This window comes from Kitasatospora sp. NPDC041917 (genome assembly GCF_055589745.1).
On the sequence record NZ_JBVJBI010000043.1, the window covers coordinates 43324 to 65551 of the forward strand.

Below are 22228 nucleotides of genomic sequence, written 5' to 3' on the forward strand. Positions count from 1 at the left end.
ACATGTGTTGCGACTGCGAAGCCTAGGGTCAACGCGCGTAGCTGTCAGGACGTCGAACGTAACGAGAGGATTACCTACTGACGAACCGTCGCCGTCCGCCGGATGCGGAGAGCGTGCGGAAGAGCCCCGACGACCCCGTTCAGACGCCCGGTTCGGAAGCCAACTGCCGTTCCGCACGCACCCGTTCGGCCACCGCGTCCTCGGTCATCGCGCGGTCGGTGTAGACCAGCGGGCGCTCGGCCTCGGTGATGATGTGCTTGACCACCTGGACGTTGCCGTTGACGTCCCAGACCGCGATGCCCGGCGACAGGGTGGGGATGATCTCCACCGCCCAGCGCGGCAGGCCCAGCACCCGGCCGGTGGCCCGCGCCTCCTCGGCCTTCTGCATGTAGATCGTCCGGGTGGAGGCCATCTTCAGGATCGCCGAGGCCTCCTTCGCGGCCGCGCCGTCCACCACGTCGGACAGGTGGTGCACCACCGCCACGAAGGACAGGCCGAGCCGGCGGCCGAACTTCAGCAGCCGCTGGAACAGCTGGGCCACGAACGGGCTGTTGATGATGTGCCAGGCCTCCTCGACCAGGAAGATGCGCTTCTTCCGGTCCGGCCGGATCCAGGTGTGCTCCAGCCACACCCCGACGATCGCCATCAGGATCGGCATCGCGATCGAGTTGCGGTCGATGTGCGAGAGGTCGAAGACGATCAGCGGCGCGTCCAGGTCGATGCCGTCGGTGGTCGACCCGTCGAACATGCCGCGCAGGTCACCGTCGACCAGCCGGTCCAGCACCAGCGCCACGTCCAGGCCCCAGGACTGCACCTCGTCCACCGCCACGCCCAGCGACTCCACCGAGGACAGCTCGGGGCTGCGCAGGGTGTCGATGATGTCGTTCAGCACCGGCTGGCGGTCCTGCACCGAGGCCACCACATGGGCGTGCGCGGCCTTCAGCGCGAAGCCGGCCCGCTCCTCCAGCCCGCGCCCCATCGCCACCTCGACGATGGTGCGCAGCAGCGACAGCTGGCCGGTCTGGGTGATCGCCGGGTCCAGCGGGTTGAGCTTCACCCCGCCGTCCCGGGCCGCCATCGGGTCCAGCCGGACCGGCTTTATGCCCAGCGCGTTGGCGATCAGGTTCCACTCGCCCACGCCGTCCTCGCCCTGCGCGTCCAGCACCACGACCTGGCGGTCACGGAACCTCAGCTGCCGCAGCACGTACGTCTTCTCCAGCGCCGACTTGCCGTTGCCGGACTCCCCGAGCACCAGCCAGTGCGGGGCGGGCAGCTGCTGCCCGTACAGCTGGAAGGGGTCGTACACGTACCCCTTGCCGCTGTACACCTCGCGGCCGATGATCACACCCGAGTCCCCCAGCCCCGGGGCGGCGGTGGGCAGGTAGACGGCCTGCGCCTGGCCGGTGGAGGTGCGCACCGGCAGGCGGGTGGTCTCCACCTTGCCGAACATCAGGCTGGTGAACGCATCGGTGAGGTTGCCGAGCGCCATGGGCGGTCTCCTGACGGGTCAGCGGTGGACGGACGTGCGGGTGCGCGGGTGCGCGGGTGCGCGGGTGCGCGGGTGCGCGGGTCGGCCGGTGCGCTCAGCGGCGGATGCCGGTGGCGAACGGAAGGGTGTTGACGAAGGCGCGGTGGTGCTCGCGGTCGCACCACTCCAGCTTGAGGTAGCTCTTGCCGGCCGAGGCCCGGATGGTCCGCTTGTCGCGGGCCAGCGCGTCGGGGTTGCGCGAGGAGACCGTGATGTAGCCGACCAGGTTCACCCCGGCCGCGCCGGAGGCCAGGTCGTCACCGCGCTGGTCCACCCGGCCGGTGTGGGCCAGGTCGCGCGGGTCCACCGTGCGGTTCATCTTGGCCGCACGGCTGGCCTCGGCCTCGTCGTTGGTCTTCTCGGTCAGCATCCGCTCGATCGCGACGTCGGTGGGCTCCAGGTCCATCGTCACCGCCACCGTCCGGATCACGTCCGGGGTGTGCACCAGCAGCGGCGCCAGGAAGTTGACGCCCACCGGGGTGAGCGGCCACTCCTTGATCCACGCGGTGGCGTGGCACCACGGCTCCCGGGTCGCCGACTCCCGGGTCTTCGCCTGCAGGTACTGCGGCTGGGTCGCGTCCAGCTCGGCCGGCCAGGCGTTGCGCCGGGACATCGCCTGGATGTGGTCGATCGGGTGGTCCGGGTCGTACATCGAGTGCAGCAGCGAGGACAGCCGGGCCTGGCCCAGCGGCTGGCGCACCCGGATGTCCGCCTCGGCCAGCCGGGCGCAGATGTCCGTCAGCTCGCGCGCCATCACGGCCGCCAGCCCCTCGTCGTCCCGCGCCCGCCGCCCGGTGGCCGTCCGGCCCATCGCGTGCGCCTCGGCCGCCAGGTCACGGGTGTAGTGCATGCAGGCCACCAGGTACGCCCGGTGCTGCTCCGAAGAGGTCGACACCATCGACTGGAGCTGGTCGTACGAGTCCTGCAGCCAGCGCGGCGAGGACGAGTCACCGCGCCGCTCGACGTCCTTGGCGTGCGCGTCCGGGTCCGCCGGCAGGGTACGGGCCAGGATCTGCAACCGGGTCACGAAACCGTCCCCGTTGGCGACGTGCTTCAGCAGCGTCCCGAACCGGTCGACCAGGGCCTCCTGGTCCTCCGAGTCGCGCAGACCGACGCCCGGACCCTCGATCTCGATCGCGGCCGTCACCGTACGCCGCTCCAGGTGCATCAGCACCCCGACCTCGTCCGGCCCGAACGGCGCCGCCAGCCAGCGCAGCCGCCCCACCCCGGGCGGCGGGCCCACCTCCACCTCCCGGCCGTCCAGCCGGGTGCCGGCGTCCATCACGTCCGAACGCCACACCGCCCGACCGCTGCGGACCGTCCGACGGTAGGTGCGGTTGATCTCCACCCACTTGTAGAACGTCCGCTTGCGGTACGGCACGTACACCGCCGCGATGGCGAGCGCCGGCAGACCGACCAGACCGCCGATCCGCAGCGGCAGGACCGGCATCAGCAGGCCCCAGAGCATGCCGAGGAAGGCCCCGAAGATGATCAGCACGATCTCGCCGGACTCCCGGTTCCGGCCGATCGGCGCGTTCGGGCGGGCCTTGCCGATCAGGTAGGTGCGGCGCTGGTGCACGTACGGCTGGGCGTACTGGGCACCGTACTGGCCGAGCGGTTCACTGCTCACTTACCCGTCACCCTCCCTTCGCTGGATTGCTGTCGCGGATCGGAACCGGGGCCTGCGGCGGCCCGCCCTGCGGCGGCGGGGCCGGTGTCCGGCCCGCGTGGGCGGCGATGCCCGGCGCGACCGAACCGCCGCCCGCACCCCCGCCACCCGTGCCGGCCCCCTGCGGACCGCGGTCGCCGTGAGTGGTGATGCCCTGCTTCATCAGGTTCGCGGTGCCGTTGATCATCGCCGAACCGGCCTGCACGGCGTTGGCCCGGGCCCCGCGCATGTTCAGCAGCTCGTCGCCGAAACCCGGCACGAAGCGGTACACCGCGGCACTCGCGAAGATCGACAGGAACAGGATCGCCAACCCGGACAGCACCCGGGCGAAATCGTCGTCGGCCCCGGACCCCGTCGCCACCGCCCCCGCCAGGCCCAGGATGACCACGATGATCGGCTTCGCCAGATCCACCGCCAGCATCACGCCCGCCCAGCGCCGCACGTGCTTCCACAGCTGCCGGTCCACCAGCCCCGCGTACACCGCCGTCCCCAGCAGCGCGCCGACGTACAGCATCGCCGCCCGGATCAGCAGCTCGATCCAGAGCACCGCCGCCGCCAGCACCGCGACCAGCGACACGATCACCAGGATCAGCGGACCGCCGCCCACGTCACCCTTCTCCAGCGTGTCGGCGAACCCGCCCAGGTACGACCCGGTGTCCGTCTTCGTCCCGACCGCTATCGCCTTGGTCAGCCCGTCCGTCACGCTCACCACGGTGAACAGGATCAACGGCGTGAACGCGGACGCCACCACCGTCAGCCACAGGAAGCCGATCGCCTCCGAGAACGCCGTCGTCAACGGCGCCCCCCGCACCGCCCGCTTCGCCACCGCCAGCAGCCACAGCACCAGCGTGATCACCGTCGACACGGCGAACACCACGGCGTACTGCTGCAGGAACGACACATTGGTGAAGTCCACCTGCGTCGTCCCGTCGATCGCCCCCGACAACTTCCGCACCACCCACGCCGCGGCCTGCGCACAGCTCTTGGCCAACGACCCGAGGGGGTCGGTAACCGTCCCGACGGTGCCACCGCCGGGAATCGAGCCTCCAGGCTTGGACGCACAGTAGACGTCGCTACCGGGCAACGGCAGGACATCGCAGTTGTTGCTGGCCGAAGGACTCGGGCTCGGCTCCGCGATGGCCCGGGACGCCATGCCGACGGCTACGGCCTGGATCGCGGCACAGGCCGTCACGACCCGGCCGAGCCGAGAAAGCAGTTTTCCGGTCGCACCGTCAACGCGCATAGCGGAACCCTCCGAACTGCTCTGCTGATCCGGCGATCTCATCCGCCGTGGCCGCCTGCTGGTCGCCCGGCAGCGGGGCCGGGCCAGACTTTCGGGTGTAGTCGGTGAGCTTCCAGTCGCGGCCCGTCCAGTGCAGCGCGAGCGTGAGGGTGAACCAGTTGGTGGTCACCGGCTGGACGGAGCGTTCGCCGGCGAGGCCGGTGAGGCCGGTGCACCACACCTCGACCTTGGCGTCGCCTTCGCTGTAGCCCGTCGATTTGGTGCCGACCGGGACGGTGCGGCTGACGAAGGTGAGGCCCTTGGGCGCTCGGCCCTGGGTGTCGAGGCCGTAGCGGGTGGCGGTGTCGCCGCCGAAGCCCTGGTCCAGCCGGCTCTGGAGCCCGGCCAGGGCGCCCGGGTCGGCGATGGTGGCGACGATGCCGTGCCGGCTGTCAGTGCGGAACATGTCCGCGGAGCCGATCGCCACCGCGTAGTTGGTGGCGGCCGACTGGGCGCCCGGTTCGGTGTGCGGGTAGCCGGTCGGGATGCCGTTGACGGTGGTGCCGACGGGCTGGTCGCCGCTGGGGGCGGGGCCGGCGCCGGTGCCGGGTCCGGCGCGGTCGGCGGAGGAGCCGTCGCTGCCGGTACTGGTGCCGGGTGCGACGCGGTTGGCGACGGCGATGGCCACCACGAGCAGGGTGACGACGGCCAGGACGGCCAGCAGGGCGCGCAGCGGGCGGGTCTGACGGTGGTTCGACGGGGGGGAGGACTGTTCGCCGACCGGCAGGCGCGTACGGGTGCGCGGCTGGTCGTCGGACAACGGCACGGCGGCCCTCCTGGTGCGGGGAGCCGGGGCGGCTCCGGGGGCCCTCCGTCCGGGGGCGGGCGCGGACGGGGGGTGGGAACGGGGGTGGGAACGGGGGTGGATTCCTGGCGGGTCGGCTGTAGGAGGGGGTCCGGGCGGGGACCCGGTCTCAGGCAGGTCGGACTACTGCTGTCCGATCGTCAGATCGCCATGCCGTAGACAATGGTGAACAGGGTGCCCAGTGATCCGATGATGAACACGCCGGTCAGTCCGGCGACGATCAGTCCCTTGCCCTGTTCGGCGCCGAAGCTGTCGCGCATCGCGGTCGCACCGATCCGCTGCTTGGCCGCGCCCCAGACCGCGATGCCGAGGCAGAGGAGGATGGCGACGGCCATGATGACCTCGACCATCACCCGTGCCTCCGACCCGAGGGTCGCGAACGGCCCCCAGTCCGGGGCGATTCCGCCGATGATGGTGTCGATGTTCGGCTTCTTGGGGGGGTCCTCGGCCAGGTGGCCGACCGCATTGGTGTGCACGCTGCTCAGGTTCATTTCCATCTCACCGCCCGATCAGGCAAATTCAAGGGCCCGGACCCGGCCCGCGCGAAGGGTCGGTACCTATTCTTGGCCAGATCTGATGTCGACTTGGCTACTTCTCGCGAATCGGTCGTGAGGCATCGGACACGTACGCGAGGATGTACACCGTACGAAGGATAGCGCTCACTGTTCGTATCTCTGATGATTGCGGTGAGCAACGCCTTCCGGGACACTTCGACTGACGATTCGTCGGGATGGTGCTGATGGTACTCCGGAAGGCCGGTACGGCCGCCGCCACTGCGGGAGTTGTTGCGTTCGGGTTCATCGGGCTGGTGACGATGGGGACTTATGCGGCAAGTGGGACGCCGCAACAGGCGGCGAATCGTTCCGCCCTCTCCCCCGGAACGGTCCCCGCGGCCTACCAGGATCCGATCCAGAAGTGGGGCGCGCTCTGCGCGGAGATCTCCCCGCCGATGCTCGCGGCGCAGCTGTACCAGGAGAGCGGTTTCGACCCCAGGGCGCGCTCCGGGGTCGGGGCGCAGGGCATGGCACAGTTCATGCCGGGCACCTGGTCCGAGTACGCCACCGACGGCAGCGGGGACGGCAGGGCGGACGTCTGGGACCCGCTGGACGCGATCGCCTCGGCGGCGACCTACGACTGCGCGATCGCCAAGCGGGTCGCGAAGGTCCCGGGCGACCCCCAGGCCAACCTGCTGGCGGCCTACAACGCCGGCGAGGGCGCGGTGGAGAAGTACAACGGGGTGCCGCCGTACAGGGAGACCCAGGGCTACGTGCGGAACATCCAGGCGATGGCCCGCAGCTTCACGGCGCCCGCCTCGCCGACCGCGCCGCTGGAGGTGTCCCCGCAGTCGTCGGCCGCGATCTACTTCGCGCAGACCAAGCTCGGCACCCCGTACCTGTGGGGCGGTGAGGGCCTGCCCTCGCAGAGCGGGCGGTTCGACTGTTCGGGCCTGACCCAGGCCGCGTTCGCCAGTGTGGGCATCACCCTGCCCCGGGTGGCCAACGACCAGTGGTACGCCGGGCCGCACCCGTCGCGCGATCAGCTGCGGCCGGGCGACCTGGTGTTCTGGGCGACGGACCTGAGCGATCCGCGGAGCATCCACCACGTCGGGATCTACGTGGGCGGCGGGTACATGATCAACGCCCCGCACACCGGCGCGGTGATCCGCTACGACAAGATCGACACCCGGGAGTACATCGGCGCGACCCGGGTCACCTCGGACGGGGCCCAGGCTCTGCCGACCCGCAACAACGACGGCGCGGTCAACGCTCCGTCCCGCCCGGGCGGGACGGAGCCCACCGCCCCCGCGGGGAGCCAGGGCGGCACCCAGGGCCTCCCCCAGGGCGGCGCGCCGGGAAGCGCCCCGGCGACCCCCGCCCGGTCGGCCGTCGCCGCCCCGCCCGCACCGGCCGGGCCGGCTCCCGCCGGGGCGGGTCGGTAGGTGCGGTGGGGCCGGGGCGGCGGGGAGCTGTGTGCGCGCTGTGGACGCTGAGTCAAGTTTCCATAACCGCGCGTTTCCGTGGAACGCTGTGTCCCGGTGATGACGTTGGGTCCGGTGGTCCCTCGTCAGCTTTCGGCGCCGGGCGGGCCCCGGCGGGAACGTACAGGTGCAGCGGACCAGAAGGAGGTGCGGCGTGTCGACGCCGCTTGCCGACACGACCAACCCCGACCTCGACCTGCTCTACGCCGTCAACGGTCTGGCCAAGCGCTCCCCGCAGTGGCTGGACCACCTGGTCTCGTGGATCGGCGAGTACGGCATCCTGATCGGCCTGGCGATGCTCGGCCTGGTGGCCTGGCTCCAGGCCAGACGCCGGCCGGACGCGCCGGTGGCGGTGGCCGGGCTGCTCTGGGTGCCGCTCTCGGTGGCCGTCGCCGAGCTGGCCAACCTGCCGATCGCCGCGATCGTGAACCGCCCGCGTCCCTTCGTCGACCATCCCGGGCTGCTGGTGCTGGTGGACGGCAAGGCCGGCACCCACTCCTTCGTCAGCGACCACTCGACCATGACCATGGGTGTCGCGGTGGCGCTGTTCCTGGTGAACCGCAGGCTGGGCTGGATCGCCGGCGGGCTGGCCCTCCTCCAGGGCTTCTGCCGGATGTTCATGGGCGTCCACTACCCGACCGACGTGATCGGCGGCTTCGCGCTCGCCGTCGCCGTGGTGCTGCTGCTGGCGCCGATCGCGATGGCGGTGCTGGTGCCGTTCTGCCACGCGCTGAGCCGCACGGCGGTCGCCCCGCTGATCCGGGCGCCCGAGCGCGGCGGTGCGGCCCGCGTCGGGGCCGGTCCGCGCGGCCGTCGCCGCGGGCGCGGGGCGGTGCGGGCCGGGGAGCAGCCGCCGGAGTCCGACCTCGCGGCCTGACGCCGTCTCCCGGGCCCGGCGCCGCGCAGGTGTCCTGGGCCCGGTGGGATCAGTCCGGTCCGGCGCCGTTCTCGGCGAGGTGGTCGGCCCCCTCGCGGCGGGCCAGTTCGCGCGAGCGGCGGGCCGGGGAGTACCAGCCGCAGCTGCAGGTCGCGAAGGCGAAGGATCCGCGCTCGCCGACCGCGAGGCGGTGTTCGGGCATCCGGGCGGTGCCGGGTGCCGTCGGCAGCTCACTGTGCACGTGGTTCACGGTAGCGCCCGCACCGGCCCCCGTAACTCTTGGCGTCCCAACTCGTTTGCCCGGAAAGAGCTCTGCCCGCCCGGTGGTGGCCGGCGGGGCAGTCGGGCCCGAGGGGGTTGTCGCGAGGATGAAGATGACCGACCAGCAGCGCACCGGACGGTCGGCACGCCGTCCGGGTCCGCACCTGCGCTCGGCGGCCGGGGCCGCCCTGCTCGCCGCCGTCCTGGCGGCGGGGGCCGCCGGCTGCTCCGGCGGCCCCGTCGACGGCTCCTCCGACCAGCAGTCGGGCGCCCCCGACCAACTCGCCGCGGACGCGCTGACGGCGGTGCGCAACGCCCCCGACATCACCGGCCGTACCGGCTCCGCGCACGCCGCGACCGAGCTGGTCACCGAGTCGACCGAGAAGAAGGCCTCGTTCAGCGGCACCGGCGGCTACGACTACGTCAAGCGGATCGGCCGGCTGGAGGTCCAGGTGCCGCCGGGTGCGGCGACCACCGGGAAGATCGTCGAGGTGGTCCTGCCGGGCACCGTCTACCTCCAGAACAGCGGTGCCAAGGTCCCCGCGGGCAAGTGGGTCAAGCTGGACGTGCGCCAGCTGCCGGACGGCAACCTGGTCAGCAGCGGGGCCACCGACCCGGCCTCGGCGGCGGGGGCGCTGCGCGGGGCGCAGAAGGCGGAGGCGGTGGGCACCGAGACCGTCGACGGGGTGGCGCTGCACCACTTCCGGGGCACCCTGGACCTGGTGAAGGCGGCCGACGCGACGGGCGGCAGGGGCGGGGACGGCCTGCGGACGGGCGCGCAGACCTTCACCGTCAAGGAGGTCCCGTACGACGCCTGGCTGGACGACCAGGGCCGGCTGCGCAAGGTGGTCGAGGTGTTCACCTTCGCCGGGGTGGCCGGGTCGAAGGAGCCCAGGGACCAGGTGAAGGTGACGTCGACGACCTCGCTGTCGGACTTCGGCAAGCCGGTGGAGGCGGCCGAGCCCTCGGCCTCGGACATCTACCGGATGAAGCCCACGGAGAGCCCGAAGTAGGGCTGGTCCGACACGCCCCGGGCCGCCGGGGCAGCGCTCCGGCGCCGGGGCGAGACGGGGTGCCGCCGGGGCGGGTGGCCGTCCGGGGAGCGACTGCCACCCGTTTCGGCGGCGCCGAGATGGCCCGTCCGTGCCATGTGGACGGGCCCCGAAGTGCCTAGGCTGGACTCCGGGTGGCTGCCGCCCGGGCTGGCGAGGCACTGAAGGGGTGGTGCAGGTGGTGTCGTCCACGGGCGGCCGCAGCGGCGGCCACGACGACGCGGCCCTCGACGAGATCGATCTGGCCGGCGAGCTGATGATCGCCGCGACGGCCAGCTCCGGCGACCGGCTGCCGACCGAGCGGATCGACGAGGTGCTGCTGGACCGGTCCGAACCCGGGCAGTGCGACCGGGAGGCCGACGGCTAGCGGGCTCCGGACGCGACGCGGCCCGGGTGCGCCGCGGGCAAGGTCCGCTCCGGGAGCGACGCGCCCCCGGAGCGAAGCGGTCGGCCCGGCGGCTCAGCTGCGCAGCAGGCGGCTGATCGCGGCGGTGGCCTCCGCCACCTTGGCGTCCAGTTCGGCGCCGCCCTCCTCGGCGGCCGCGGCGACGCAGTGCCGCAGGTGCTCCTCCAGCAGGGAGAGCGCGAAGGACTGCAGCGCCTTGGTGCCGGCCGAGACCTGGGTGAGCACGTCGATGCAGTAGACGTCCTCGTCGACCATGCGCTGGAGGCCGCGGATCTGGCCCTCGATCCGGCGCAGCCGCTTGAGGTGGGCGTCCTTCTGCGCGCTGTAGCCGTGCGGGCCGTGGTGCCCGGCCGGGGCCGGGCCGGCGGGCGGCTCGGTCCCCTGCGCGTGCTCCGGCTCGCTGCGCGCTTGCGTCGTGGTCATCGGCCCCGCCTTCGTCTCAGTGCCTGGTGGCTGCGTCGGCCACAAGTGTCCAACACCGGGGCCCTCCGTGGTGTTCCGACGGCCGTCCCGGCATGTGCCGCAGGGGCTCTGGAGGGGGCTCCCGGCGGTTCACCCGTCTGAGCGGCGCCCCGTTCTCCGGTGCGCACGACGGGGACAATCCGGGCGAGGTTCCGTCAGACTGGGGCTCGCGTCCACGTGTGGTGGTGCGCCCGGATCAGCCGGTGCGGCGGCCGAACGGAAGGGGAGGTTCCGGCTCCTTCCCCGACACCCCGTTTGCGTGATTGCGTTCGGTTGCACCTAGCATCGTTCAGTCCCTACCCCGCACATCGGAGATTTCCGTGCGTTTTAGCCTGACCCCGAAGGAGACGAGCTTCTACGACATGTTCGCCGCCGCGGCGGAGAACCTCGTCGTCGGATCGAAGCTCCTTTTGGAGCTGCTGGGATCAGACGTGTCGGCCCGTGCGGAGATCGTCGAGCGCATGCGCGCCGCCGAGCACGCCGGGGACGACACCACCCATGCCGTCTTCCACCAGCTGAACTCGTCCTTCATCACGCCCTTCGACCGCGAGGACATCTACAGCCTCGCCTCGTCGCTGGACGACATCATGGACTTCATGGAGGAAGCCGTCGACCTGGTCGTCCTCTACGACATCCAGACCCTGCCGAAGGGCGTCGAGCAGCAGATCGAGGTACTGGCGCGCGCCGCGGAGCTCACCGCCGAGGCGATGCCGAACCTGCGCAGCATGTCCAACCTCACCGAGTACTGGATCGAGGTCAACCGTCTGGAGAACCAGGCCGACCAGATCCACCGCAAGCTGCTCGCCCACCTGTTCTCCGGTCAGTACGACGCCATCGAGGTCCTCAAGCTCAAGCAGGTCGTGGACGTCCTTGAGGAGGCGGCGGACGCGTTCGAGCACGTCGCCAACACGGTGGAGACCATCGCCGTCAAGGAGTCCTGACTCCCGTGGACATGGCAGCACTCATCGCCGTCATCGGCGTTGCGTTCTTCTTCACGTACACCAACGGCTTCCACGACTCGGCGAACGCGATCGCCACGTCGGTCTCCACCCGGGCGCTCACCCCCCGGGCGGCGCTGGCGATGGCCGCGGTGATGAACCTGGCGGGCGCGTTCCTCGGCAGCGGCGTGGCGCACACCGTCTCCCAGGGGATCATCGAGACCCCCACCGGCAACCAGGGGATGGCGATCCTGTTCGCGGCCCTGGTCGGGGCGATCGCCTGGAACCTGGTCACCTGGTACTTCGGCCTTCCGTCCTCCTCCTCGCACGCGCTGTTCGGCGGCATGGTGGGCGCGGCCCTGGCCGGCGGCACCGAGGTGATCTGGAGCGGGGTCCTCGACAAGATCGTCATCCCGATGTTCGTCTCGCCCGTGGTCGGCCTGGTCGGCGGCTTCCTGGTGATGCTGGCGATCCTGTGGATCTTCCGCCGGGCCAACCCGCACCGGGCCAAGCGCAACTTCCGGGTCGCCCAGACCGCCTCGGCCGCCGCGATGGCCCTGGCGCACGGCCTCCAGGACGCCCAGAAGACCATGGGCATCGTGGTCATGGCACTGACCATCTCCGGCCACCAGTCCGGCAACGGCATTCCGGTCTGGGTGAAGATCTCCTGCGCGACGATGCTCTCGCTGGGCACCTACGCGGGCGGCTGGCGGATCATGCGGACGCTCGGCCGAAAGATCATCGAGCTGGACCCGCCGCAGGGCTTCGCCGCCGAGGCCACCTCCGCGACGGTCATGTACATCTCGTCGTTCGTCTTCAAGGCGCCGATCTCCACCACCCACGTGATCACCGCGGCGATCATGGGCGTGGGGGCCACCAAGCGGATCCGCGCGGTGCGCTGGGGCGTCGCGAAGAACATCGTGCTCGGCTGGTTCATCACGATGCCGGCGGCCGCCGTCGTCGCAGCGCTGATGTACTGGTTCGTCCACCTGTTCTGGGGCTGACGGCCCCGCAGGACGCACGGACGGACAGGGCCCGCCCCCACATCTCGGGGGCGGGCCCTTTTCCATGTCCCGCGGCGGCACCGCCATGCAGCACCGCGGGACAGCTCGCGATCCGTCACGCGTCCCGGCGCCTCGGCGCCGCCCGTGACGGGCTCCGGTCTAGCCGAAGCGGCCGGAGATGTAGTCCTCGGTGGCCTGGACCTGCGGGTTGGAGAAGATCCGCTGGGTGTCGTCCAGCTCGACCAGCTTGCCCGGCTGGCCGACGCCGGCCAGGTTGAAGAAGGCGGTGCGGTCGCTGACGCGGGCCGCCTGCTGCATGTTGTGGGTCACGATGACGATGGTGAACTGCTCCTTGAGCTCGCCGATCAGGTCCTCGATGGCGAGGGTGGAGATCGGGTCGAGCGCGGAGCAGGGCTCGTCCATCAGCAGGACCTGGGGCTCGACCGCGATGGCGCGGGCGATGCAGAGGCGCTGCTGCTGACCGCCGGAGAGGCCGGCCCCCGGCTTGTTCAGCCGGTTGTGGACCTCCTTCCAGAGGTTGGCGCCCTTCAGCGAACGCTCCACCACCTCGTCCAGCACGGACTTCTTCTTCACGCCGGAGAGCCGCAGACCCGCGATCACGTTGTCGTAGATCGACATGGTCGGGAAGGGGTTCGGGCGCTGGAAGACCATGCCGACCGAGCGGCGCACGGCGACCGGGTCGACGTTGGAGGCGTAGAGGTTCTCGTCGTCCAGGAGGACCTTGCCCTCGACCCGGGCGCCCGGGATCACCTCGTGCATCCGGTTCAGGGTCCGGAGGAAGGTGGACTTGCCGCAGCCGGACGGGCCGATGAAGGCGGTCACCGAGCGGGGCTCGATGCTCATCGAGATGTCCTCGATGGCCTTGGTGGTGCCGTAGTAGGCCGACAGTCCGCTGACGTCGATGCGCTTGGCCATGATCGTTGCTTCTCTCGTCTGTCTCGTACGTCAGTCGGTCGCTCAGTGCCCGCCCTTGGGCGAGCGCCAGCGTGCGATGCCCCGGGCGACGAGGTTGAGCCCCATCACGAAGGCGATCAGCACCAGCGCCGCGCCCCAGGCACGGGCGTAGCCGAAGTCGTTGTTGACCTGCGAGTACTGGGTCCAGATGTACATCGGCAGGGACTGCTGCGGTCCGTCGAACGGGTTGTTGTTGATGTAGTCGGCGCCGAACACCAGCATCATCACCGGGGCGGTCTCGCCCGTGATGCGGGCGACCGCGAGCATCACACCGGTGGTGATGCCGCCGATCGCGGTGGGGAGGACGATCCGCAGGATGGTCTTCCACTTCGGCACGCCGAGCGCGTACGAGGCTTCGCGCAGCTCGTTCGGGACGAGCTTCAGCATCTCCTCGGTGGACCGGACCACGACCGGCATCATCAGGATCGCCAGCGCGAGGCTGCCCGAGAAGCCGGAGTAGCTGAAGCCCAGGGCGAGGTTCCAGAGCGAGAGGATGAACAGACCGGCGACGATCGACGGGATGCCCGTCATGACGTCGACGAAGAAGGTGACCGCCTTGGCGAGCGTGCCGCGGCCGTACTCGACCAGGTAGACGGCGGTCAGCAGCCCGATCGGGGCCGCGATCGCGGTGGCCAGGGCGACCTGCTCCAGGGTGCCGATCAGCGCGTGGTAGATGCCACCGCCGGGCCCGGACTGGATCACGCCCTTCATGGAGTGGCTCAGGAAGTTCCCGTCGACCACTCCGATGCCCTGCTGGACGGTGTAGAAGGTCAGGGCGACCAGGGGGACGACGGCCAGGATGAAGGCGACCCAGACCACCGAGGTGGCGAAGCGGTCCTTGGCCTGCCGGCGGCCCTCGACCCGGGCCGAGAGGACGTAGCTGATCAGGACGAAGAGCAGGGCCGAGATCAGGCCCCACTGGAGGTGGCTGGCCAGCCCGCCGGCCACGCCGATCCCGCAGCCGAGGGCGATCGAGCCGACGGCCACGGCGGCCGGGGCCCACTTGGGCAGTCGGTTGGCGGTCAGCGGACGGCCGACCGGCCGGGCGTCCTCGATGACGGCGGTGACGGTCATGCGTTGGCCCCCGAGTACTCCTTGCGGCGGGCGATGATCAGTCGCGCGGCACCGTTCACCAGCAGGGTGATGACGAACAGGACGAGGCCGGAGGCCATCAGCGCGTTGCGGCCGTTGTCACCGGCCTCGGCGAACTTCAGCGCGATGTTCTGCGCGAAGGTGCCGCCGCCCGCGTCGAGGATGTGCAGCGACAGGACGTTGCTGGCGGAGAGCACCACCGCGACCGCGATGGTCTCGCCGAGCGCGCGGCCGAGGCCGAGCATCGAGGCCGAGATGATGCCGGGGCGGCCGAACGGCAGCACCGCGGTGCGGATCATCTCCCAGCGGGTCGCGCCGAGCGCGAGCGCCGCCTCCTCGTGCATCCGCGGCACCTGGCGGAACACCTCGCGGGAGACCGCGGTGATGATCGGCAGGACCATGATCGCCAGCAGGATGCCGACGGTGAACAGGTTGCGCGGGGTGCCGGTCCTGGTCTGGTCGAAGATGTACGTCCAGCCCAGGTAGTCGTTGAGCCAGCTGGTCAGGCCGTCCATGTGCGGGACCAGGAAGAGCGCGCCCCAGAGGCCGTAGACGATGCTGGGGACGGCGGCGAGCAGGTCGACCAGGTAGGCGAACGGCTGGGCGATCCTGCGCGGCGCGTAGTGCGAGATGAACAGCGCGATCCCGATGGCCACCGGGACGGCGATCGCCATCGCGATGACGGCACTGACGATGGTGCCGATGGCCAGGACGGCGATGCCGAAGACGGGCTTCGGGGCGTCCGGCGTCCACTCGAAGCTGGTGAGGAAGTTGCCCTCGTTGGTGGTCAGGGCCAGGACCGACCGCCAGGTCAGGAACGCGGCGATGGCGGCCATGACGACCAGCAGGAGGATGCCCGAGCCCCGGGCGAGGTTCATGAAGATCTTGTCGCCGACCCGGCTGTCGCGCGGCCGGCGTTCCCTGCCTCGCGGGGCGGCAGGGGAGGATGAAGTCATTGGTCTACTCCGGTCTGGTGGTGCCGCCCCGGAAGGGGGACGGCACCATGGCGGCGGTGCCCCGGACGTGGTGCTGGGTGTGGTCCGTTCCGGTGGGGCGGCCCCGGCCCCCCTCGCTCACGGGGCCGCTCCACCGGGGGTCCTGTCGGGTCAGGCCAGGGTGGCGATGACGCCGTTGACCTTGTCGGTCACGGCCTTCGGCAGCGGGACGTAGCCCTTCTCGCCGATGGCCTTCTGACCCGCGTCGCTGGCGGTGTAGGTCAGGAAGGACTTCAGGGTGTCGAGGGTCTCGGCCTTGTTGCCCTTGTCGCAGACGATCTCGTAGGTGACCAGGACCAGCGGGTAGGAACCCTCTTCCTTGGTCGCGTAGTCGAGCTTCAGCGCGAGGTCGCTGCCGGTGCCGGCGGCCTGCGCCTTGGCGATCGTGGAGGCGGCGTTCTCGGCGGTGGCCTCGACCGGCTTGGCGGCGCCCGTGTTGATCGCGGCGCTCTTCAGGCTGTTGGTCTGGGCGTAGGCCAGCTCGACGTAGCTGATCGAGTTCTTGACCTGCTTCACCTGGGCCGAGACACCGGCGCTGCCGTTGGCCGACTGGCCGCCCTTGCCCGCCCAGGCCTTGCCGGCCGGGTAGGACCAGGCGCCGCCGCCGGCGGCGGCGAAGTACTTGGTCAGGTTCTCGGTGGTGCCGGCGTCGTCCGAGCGGTGGAAGGTCTGGATCTCGGTGTCCGGCAGCTTGGCGCCCGGGTTCAGGGCCGCGATCGCCGGGTCGTTCCACTTGGTGATCTGCGAGTCGAAGATCTTGGCGGAGGTCGGGCCGTCCAGGACCAGGTTGTCGACACCGTCGACGTTGTAGACCAGCGAGATCAGACCGCCGACCATCGGCAGGTCGATGCCCTGGCCGCCGGTGCAGACCGCCTTGGAGGCGTCGACCTCGGCCGGCTTCAGGGCCGAGTCGGAGCCGGCGAACTGGATCTTGCCCTGGTTGAACTGCTGGATGCCGGCACCGGAGCCGCCACCCTGGTAGTTGATGGTGCTGCCGGAGCAGGCGGCGGCGAAGCTGGTCTTCCAGACGTCCATCGCCGCGCCCTGCGCGGTCGAACCGGCGGCGATCAGCGAACCGGCCTTGCCACAGTTGATCGCGGCGGCGGGCGCGGCGGAACCGCCGGAGCCACCGGACGCGGTCGTGTTGTTGTTGTTGTCCGACCCGCAGGCGGCGAGCGACAGCGAGCTGACGAGCGCCATGGCACCGATCGCGAGGGCCTTGGAGCGGCCGTTCCGCTGGAGCTTCACAGGGGTGTCCCTTTCTGTGGCATTGCCCTTGCGCGGGCCGTACGGCTACGGCGGCCCAGCACGGGTTTTGCTGTGGTCCGGGGCCCGTTCGGCCCTCCGGTGGTCCCGAAGTTAGGCCGGGTAAGTGACACGACAGCCGGTCGCAAGTGAACGGGGAGTGAACCTCGAACGGATGACAGGAAACTACGTCAGGTAGTAACGGTTGCGTCACGGCAAGGGCGCGGGAAGATCACTTCCACCGTTCCTTCACCGGTGCCGCCCCGGCCGCCCGCACCGGCTTCGCCCCCAGGAGCGCCAGCAGCGCGTCGATCAGCGACCGGTCGTGATCGTGGGTGAGCCGGGCCCGCGCCTTCCCGGCCGGCAGCCACTCCAGCCGGTCCACCTCCCGGTTGGGCCGGAAGGACCCGCTGGAGGGCACCGCCGCCCAGTAGCGGACCTCCTTGGGACGGCCCTGCACCCGGTAGTGCTGGGTGGGCAGCTCCGGGCCCAGCAGGCAGCGGAACCCGGTCTCCTCCCGGACCTCGCGCAGCGCCGCGTCGACCACGCCCTCACCGGCTTCGAGCTTGCCCTTCGGCAGGCTCCAGTCGTCGTACTTGGGCCGGTGGATCACCGCGATCCGCGGCCGCCCCAGCCGGCCGCTCTTCTTCGGCCGGCCCGGCAGCCACAGCACCGCGCCCGCCGCCAGCACCACCGGGGCGTGCCCCACCACGGCCCCCGCCCCGGCCACGGCCCCCGTCGCCGCCCGGCCGGCGGGCGGGCGCTCGCCCACCTCAGACCGTCCCGGCCGCGGCGGAGTGCCCCCAGGCGTCGGTCGGGACGAGCTCCAGCCAGCCGTCCGGGCCGGGCGGCAGGTCGGGCCAGCAGAGGCCGACGGCGTACCGCGCGGACTCCACCTCCAGCCGCTGGTCGGCGTGCACCACCCCCAGCACGTACGCGGTGGCCGGGGTGATCCGCGGGGTGCGCGCCGCGGTGGCGGCGGTGACGGCGGCGTCCGCCGCCTCCTGCTGCCGGGCCAGCACCAGGTCCAGCCCGTCCAGCTCGGAGGAGGCGCGGCCGCACACCTCCAGTGCGTACCGGGCCCGCTTCACCAGGATCCGCATCCGGGCCCAGGGCGCGTCGTCGGCCGCCAGCGCGGTGTCCGCGTCGGTCGCCCCGCGGGACGCCGGCACCGTGGCCAGCCGGCGCAGCCCGTCCCCGCCGTACGGCGTCGCGGCCCGCCGCAGCGGCAGCTGCTGGGCGCCCGCGGTCAGCGCGGCGAAGGCGGCGGCGGCCTGCGGCAGCAGCACCGCGGGGGCCCGGCCGCCCGCCGACTCCAGCAGCGGGGCGTCGCCGACCAGCAGGGTCATCCGGTCCGCCAGCGCGTGCAGCCGGGCGGAGCGGAGCTCCTGGAGCACCGTGGAGTGCGCCCTGGTCCGGGCCAGTGTCAGCTGCCGGTCCAGCAGCGCCCGCGCCTTGGGGGCGCCCACGTGGCCGGCCAGCATGCCCGTCCCGTCCGGGTCGGTGCCGCTCAGCGAGTCCAGCGCGCCCAGCAGCCGGGCCGAGCGGCGGACGTAGCCGGGCTCCAGCGCCAGCAGGTTGAGCAGCCAGCGCAGCTCGGTGCGCGACTCCTGCGCCCAGGTCTGCTCGAAGACCGAGCCGAAGGTGTGCAGCAGCCCGCCGACCCGCCGGACGGCCCGCAGCAGGTCCGAGGTGCCGGCCGACGGGACGACCGAGGCCGTCCCGGGTCTGGCGCCGACCTCGCCCACCGCCAGCGGCAGCGCGCGCAGGAAGGCGCCGGCCTGGGCGGTGAGGTGGTGGGAAAGGATGTCCCCGGCGGTCGCTGTGGAGGCCGCCTGGGCCGTCATCGGCGCTTCGGTCATGGCGTGGTAGATCCCCGTTCCTCCGAGGTGCTCCCCCGGAGCTGGTGGCCGACCGCCGGGACAGGTCCCCTTGCCGTCCCGGCGGCTTCGCATCAGTGGACGCGTCAGCGCGAGGTCGCGGCCCGGCGGCGCTGGCGCGAGTCGATCAGCAGGTCCTGGACGTGTCGCAGCGGACGGCCCTCGACGTCCTGCGAGTGGCGGGTCCACGCGCCGTCCGGCCCCAGGTGCCAGGACTCGGTCTCGTCCGACACCCCGAGGTCGATCAGCCCGGACAGCTCGGCGCGGTGTGCCGGATCGGTGATCCGCATCAGCGCCTCGATCCGGCGGTCCAGGTTGCGGTGCATCATGTCGGCGCTGCCGATCCAGACCTCCGGATCGCCGTTGTTGCCGAACACGAAGACCCGGGAGTGCTCCAGGAAGCGGCCCAGGATGCTGCGGACCCGGATGTTCTCGCTCAGCCCCGGCACGCCCGGGCGGATCGCACAGATCCCGCGCACCCAGACGTCCACCGGCACACCGGCCTGGGAGGCCCGGTACAGCGCGTCGATCACGGCCTCGTCGACGATCGAGTTGACCTTGAGCTTCACGTAGGCCGGGCGGCCCGCCCGGTGGTGGGCGATCTCGTTGTGGATCCGTGAGACCAGCCCGTCGCGCAGCCCGCGCGGGGCGGTCAGCAGGCGGCGGTAGGACTCGCGGCGCGAGTAGCCGGAGAGCCGGTTGAACAGGTCCGAGAGGTCCGCGCCGACCTGCGGGTCGGAGGTGAGCAGGCCGAGGTCCTCGTACAGCCGGGCCGTCTTCGGGTGGTAGTTGCCGGTGCCGACGTGCGAGTAGCGGCGCAGGGTGTCGCCCTCCTGCCGGACCACCAGCGAGAGCTTGCAGTGCGTCTTCAGCCCGACCAGGCCGTACACCACGTGACAGCCGGCCTCCTCCAGCTTGCGGGCCCACTTGATGTTGGCCTGCTCGTCGAAGCGCGCCTTGATCTCCACCAGCACCAGCACCTGCTTGCCGGACTCGGCCGCGTCGATCAGCGCGTCGACGATCGGCGAGTCGCCGGAGGTGCGGTACAGGGTCTGCTTGATCGCCAGCACGTCCGGGTCCCCGGCGGCCTGCTCCAGGAAGGCCTGCACCGAGGTGGAGAAGCTGTCGTAGGGGTGGTGCAGCAGGACGTCGCGCTCGCGCATCGCGGCGAAGATGTCCGGCTGGGAGGCCGACTCGACGTCGGTCAGCCCCCGGGCCGTGCCGGCCACGAACTTCGGGTACTTGAGCTCCGGGCGGTCCAGCTCGGCGATCCCGAACAGCCCGGTCAGGTCCAGCGGCCCGGGCAGCGGGAAGACCTCCGCCTCGGTGATGTTCAGCTCCCGCACCAGCAGGTCCAGGATGTACGGGTCGATCGACTCCTCGACCTCCAGCCGGACCGGCGGGCCGAAGCGCCGCCGCATCAGCTCCTTCTCCAGGGCCTTGAGGATGTTCTCGGTGTCGTCCTCCTCCACCTCCAGGTCCTCGTTGCGGGTGACGCGGAAGGCGTGGTGGGCCAACACCTCCATCCCCGGGAAGAGCTCCTCCAGGTGGGCGCCCATGACGTCCTCCAGCGGGACGTACCGCTGGGGCGAGGCCTCCAGGAAGCGGGCCAGCGACTGCGGCACCTTGACGCGCGCGAAGTGCTTGTGGCCGGAGACCGGGTTGCGCACCACGACGGCCAGGTTGAGCGAGAGTCCCGATATGTACGGGAAGGGGTGCGCCGGGTCGACGGCCAGCGGGGTCAGGACGGGAAAGATCTTCTGCCGGAACAGCGTGTGCAGCCGGGCCTGCTCCTTCTCCGCCAGCTCCGACCAGCGGACCACCTCGATGCCCTCGCCGGCGAGGTCCGGCAGCACCTCCTGCTGGAAGGCGGCGGCGTGGCGCGCCATCAGCTCGCGCGAGCGGGTCCAGATCAGGTCCAGCACCTCGCGCGGCTGGAGGCCGGACGCACTGCGCTGGGCGACTCCGGTGGCGATCCGGCGCTTGAGCCCGGCCACCCGGACCATGAAGAACTCGTCCAGGTTGCTCGCGAAGATCGCCAGGAACTTCGCCCGCTCCAGCAACGGGATGCCCGGGTCCTCGGCCAGTTCCAGGACCCGTTCGTTGAACGCCAGCCAACTGCGCTCGCGGTCCAGGAAGCGGCCCTGCGGCAGTGCTTCGAACTCCTCCTCGTCCGTGGCCGGCAGCTCCGGCGGAATACCCAGCGCGCCGGACATCCGGGCCGTAGGTGACAGCGGGGCAGAGACGGGGCGGGGGATGCTCATGGGCTCCAGCTCCTCCAGCAGCAGGACGGCGTCCGGACGCGAATGGCTCTGCGGGCCGTCGCCCTCGCCCCGGGCCGGACCCGGGGACAGCACCCACCCTCCCGGTGCGGTCCGTACAGGACCGGCCGGTGCGTGGCGGTCGACTCTGCACGAGCGAGACACTACGGACTTCATCCTGTGATCTTCGCGGCAGCAATTGAATCCACGGTAAACACCGCATGGCCAGGAGGAAAGCTGAGTCGGTCGGAGCAAGGGGCGTCGCCGTCCCGTCCCTCGCCCGCGACCGCTCGCGGGGCCGTCCCGGCCGCGTTAGACGCCGCCGGAGGACCGGGGAGTCCGGTGCGCGGATGCCCCGGACCGGCTAGGCCGACCGGTTCGTCCGGTACTGGGCTCGGTACATGAGGTCCACCTCGTGAACGGCGAATCCCAATCGTTCATATACCCGCACGGCGGCCGGATTGTCGGCGTCGACGTAGAGAAGCACGGTGTCCAGTCCGCGCTCCCCGGTGCCGGTGCCGGTCAGGTGGCGCAGGCCCGCCGCGGTCAGCGCACGGCCGAGACCGCTGCCCTGCTCGGCCGGGTCCACCCCGACCACGTACACCTCGCCGAGCTCGGGCTCGGTGGCGGTGGCCGGGTGCACCTTGGTCCAGTGGAAGCCGACCACCCTGCCGTCGCGGGTCGCGAGGAAGAAGCCGGCCGGGTCGAACCACGGCTCGGCGATCCGCTCGGCCAGGTCCTGCCCGGTCCAGGCGCCCTGCTCGGGGTGGTGGGCGAAGGCCAGGGCATTCAGCCGCAGCCACTCGGCGTCGTCCTCCCCCGGGCGGAAGGTCCGGAGCTCGATGCCCTCGGGAACGGCCACCTCCTCGGTCTGCCGGCCGGTGCGGCGCATCTGCCGCAGCTCGCGGACCAGCTCGGCGCCGTACACCCCGGCCAGGTGCCGGGCCGCCGGGTGGCCGCCGTGCACCCAGAAGTCCACCGCGTCGCGCCCCGCCCGGTGGGCCTGCTCCAGGACCGCGTCCACCAGCGGACGGGCCAGGCCGCGGCCGCGGGCGGCCGGGTCGACCACCAGCTCGGCGGCGGGGTTGGCCGCCGGGTTCTCCGGCACCTCGAGCTGGCCGTAACCGAGGACGGCGCCGCTCCCGGTCCCGGATTCGGTCTTGGTGTCGGTCCCGGTCCCGGTCTCGACGAGGTGGATCACACCCGGCCGCGGGATCTCCGCGTTCCGCAACCGAAGCCGGCCCTGCTCGGACACGGCGGCCCGGCCGTCCACCGCCTGGGCCGCCGCCAGAACACGCAGGGAACCGTCGCGCTGCTCGGGCCGGAGCACATCGTCCGCAATGACCGCTGTCTGATCGTCCATGCCCAGACGATACGTCACCGGAAATGCGAAAAGCCCCTGATCCGAGTGGATCAGGGGCTTTTCTGAAGAATTGTTCGGCGGCGTCCTACTCTCCCACAGGGTCCCCCCTGCAGTACCATCGGCGCTGTAAGGCTTAGCTTCCGGGTTCGGAATGT

20 protein-coding genes, 1 rRNA gene and 1 pseudogene are annotated in these 22228 nt (G+C 71.4%); 6 read left to right on the forward strand and 16 right to left on the reverse strand.

Annotated elements, in window-relative coordinates; genetic code table 11:
* Nucleotides 1-139: 139 nt before the first annotated feature.
* The 5 genes from ACZ6EM_RS33850 to ACZ6EM_RS33870 all read right to left on the reverse strand — a co-directional run bounded on the left by ACZ6EM_RS33850 (nt 140) and on the right by ACZ6EM_RS33870 (nt 5775).
* Nucleotides 140-1489, reverse strand: coding sequence for an ATP-binding protein (locus ACZ6EM_RS33850; RefSeq protein WP_359915075.1), 1350 nt, complete (start codon nt 1487-1489; stop codon nt 140-142).
* A gap of 94 nt (nt 1490-1583) precedes the next feature.
* Nucleotides 1584-3158, reverse strand: a complete 1575-nt coding sequence (locus ACZ6EM_RS33855) for an SCO6880 family protein (protein ID WP_401049720.1) — start codon at nt 3156-3158, stop codon at nt 1584-1586.
* A gap of 7 nt (nt 3159-3165) precedes the next feature.
* The gene (locus tag ACZ6EM_RS33860; protein ID WP_465774065.1) at nt 3166-4440 is read right to left on the reverse strand and encodes a hypothetical protein; all 1275 of its coding nucleotides are present in this window, start codon (nt 4438-4440) and stop codon (nt 3166-3168) included.
* Nucleotides 4430-5245: a hypothetical protein gene (locus tag ACZ6EM_RS33865; RefSeq protein WP_465774066.1), complete on the reverse strand. Its 816-nt coding sequence runs from the start codon at nt 5243-5245 to the stop codon at nt 4430-4432. The genes ACZ6EM_RS33860 and ACZ6EM_RS33865 overlap by 11 nt, the downstream gene beginning before the upstream one ends.
* 179 nt (nt 5246-5424) lie before the next feature.
* On the reverse strand, nt 5425-5775 hold the full coding sequence (locus ACZ6EM_RS33870) for a hypothetical protein (protein WP_359914191.1): 351 nt from the start codon (nt 5773-5775) through the stop codon (nt 5425-5427).
* A 248-nt stretch (nt 5776-6023) separates the two neighbouring features.
* Here ACZ6EM_RS33870 and ACZ6EM_RS33875 point away from each other — a divergent pair.
* Nucleotides 6024-7031, forward strand: a pseudogene (locus tag ACZ6EM_RS33875) (C40 family peptidase); the annotation flags it as partial.
* Nucleotides 7032-7416: 385 nt separating this feature from the next.
* Nucleotides 7417-8139 carry a phosphatase PAP2 family protein gene (locus ACZ6EM_RS33880; protein ID WP_359914186.1) on the forward strand — a complete coding sequence of 241 codons (723 nt, stop codon included), beginning with the start codon at nt 7417-7419 and terminating at the stop codon, nt 8137-8139.
* Nucleotides 8140-8188: 49 nt separating this feature from the next.
* On the opposite strand, the gene ACZ6EM_RS33885 is transcribed toward ACZ6EM_RS33880, so the two are convergent.
* A complete protein-coding gene (locus ACZ6EM_RS33885; RefSeq protein WP_380546947.1) occupies nt 8189-8380 on the reverse strand; it encodes a hypothetical protein in 192 nt (63 codons plus the stop codon).
* A 133-nt stretch (nt 8381-8513) separates the two neighbouring features.
* Here ACZ6EM_RS33885 and ACZ6EM_RS33890 point away from each other — a divergent pair, with 133 nt between their 5' ends.
* Both ACZ6EM_RS33890 and ACZ6EM_RS33895 read left to right on the forward strand, forming a co-directional pair.
* Entirely contained in the window at nt 8514-9413 is a 900-nt protein-coding gene (locus ACZ6EM_RS33890; RefSeq protein ID WP_401047811.1) for an SCO4651 family lipoprotein, read from the forward strand.
* A 217-nt stretch (nt 9414-9630) separates the two neighbouring features.
* Nucleotides 9631-9819, forward strand: a complete 189-nt coding sequence (locus ACZ6EM_RS33895) for a hypothetical protein (RefSeq protein WP_359914178.1) — start codon at nt 9631-9633, stop codon at nt 9817-9819.
* 93 nt (nt 9820-9912) lie between these two features.
* Here ACZ6EM_RS33895 and ACZ6EM_RS33900 read toward each other — a convergent pair whose 3' ends face one another.
* Nucleotides 9913-10281: a metal-sensitive transcriptional regulator gene (locus ACZ6EM_RS33900; RefSeq protein ID WP_401047808.1), complete on the reverse strand. Its 369-nt coding sequence runs from the start codon at nt 10279-10281 to the stop codon at nt 9913-9915.
* 359 nt (nt 10282-10640) lie between these two features.
* Between ACZ6EM_RS33900 and ACZ6EM_RS33905 the strand changes: the two genes are divergently transcribed.
* Both ACZ6EM_RS33905 and ACZ6EM_RS33910 read left to right on the forward strand, forming a co-directional pair.
* Nucleotides 10641-11261 (forward strand): DUF47 domain-containing protein, encoded by a 621-nt coding sequence (locus tag ACZ6EM_RS33905; RefSeq protein ID WP_359914173.1) that lies wholly within the window; start codon nt 10641-10643, stop codon nt 11259-11261.
* 5 nt (nt 11262-11266) lie between these two features.
* A complete protein-coding gene (locus ACZ6EM_RS33910) occupies nt 11267-12262 on the forward strand; it encodes an inorganic phosphate transporter (protein WP_401047805.1) in 996 nt (331 codons plus the stop codon).
* A 159-nt stretch (nt 12263-12421) separates the two neighbouring features.
* Here ACZ6EM_RS33910 and pstB read toward each other — a convergent pair whose 3' ends face one another.
* The 9 genes from pstB to rrf all read right to left on the reverse strand — a co-directional run.
* Complete coding sequence (pstB, locus tag ACZ6EM_RS33915; RefSeq protein ID WP_359914169.1) at nt 12422-13198, reverse strand: phosphate ABC transporter ATP-binding protein PstB; 777 nt, start codon at nt 13196-13198, stop codon at nt 12422-12424.
* Nucleotides 13199-13240: 42 nt separating this feature from the next.
* Nucleotides 13241-14311 (reverse strand): phosphate ABC transporter permease PstA, encoded by a 1071-nt coding sequence (gene pstA, locus ACZ6EM_RS33920; RefSeq protein ID WP_401047802.1) that lies wholly within the window; start codon nt 14309-14311, stop codon nt 13241-13243.
* Nucleotides 14308-15285: a phosphate ABC transporter permease subunit PstC gene (pstC, locus tag ACZ6EM_RS33925; RefSeq protein ID WP_452178488.1), complete on the reverse strand. Its 978-nt coding sequence runs from the start codon at nt 15283-15285 to the stop codon at nt 14308-14310. The genes pstA and pstC overlap by 4 nt, the downstream gene beginning before the upstream one ends.
* A gap of 150 nt (nt 15286-15435) precedes the next feature.
* Nucleotides 15436-16572 carry a phosphate ABC transporter substrate-binding protein PstS gene (gene pstS, locus ACZ6EM_RS33930; protein ID WP_359914160.1) on the reverse strand — a complete coding sequence of 379 codons (1137 nt, stop codon included), beginning with the start codon at nt 16570-16572 and terminating at the stop codon, nt 15436-15438.
* Nucleotides 16573-16801: 229 nt separating this feature from the next.
* On the reverse strand, nt 16802-17278 hold the full coding sequence (locus ACZ6EM_RS33935) for an NUDIX hydrolase (protein WP_465774069.1): 477 nt from the start codon (nt 17276-17278) through the stop codon (nt 16802-16804).
* 64 nt (nt 17279-17342) lie between these two features.
* Nucleotides 17343-18431: a CHAD domain-containing protein gene (locus ACZ6EM_RS33940; RefSeq protein WP_465774067.1), complete on the reverse strand. Its 1089-nt coding sequence runs from the start codon at nt 18429-18431 to the stop codon at nt 17343-17345.
* A gap of 104 nt (nt 18432-18535) precedes the next feature.
* Nucleotides 18536-20806 (reverse strand): RNA degradosome polyphosphate kinase, encoded by a 2271-nt coding sequence (locus ACZ6EM_RS33945; RefSeq protein ID WP_401053098.1) that lies wholly within the window; start codon nt 20804-20806, stop codon nt 18536-18538.
* A gap of 268 nt (nt 20807-21074) precedes the next feature.
* Nucleotides 21075-22073, reverse strand: coding sequence for a mycothiol synthase (mshD, locus tag ACZ6EM_RS33950; RefSeq protein ID WP_465774068.1), 999 nt, complete (start codon nt 22071-22073; stop codon nt 21075-21077).
* Between the two features lie 72 nt (nt 22074-22145).
* A 5S ribosomal RNA gene (gene rrf, locus ACZ6EM_RS33955) occupies nt 22146-22228 on the reverse strand; the annotation flags it as partial.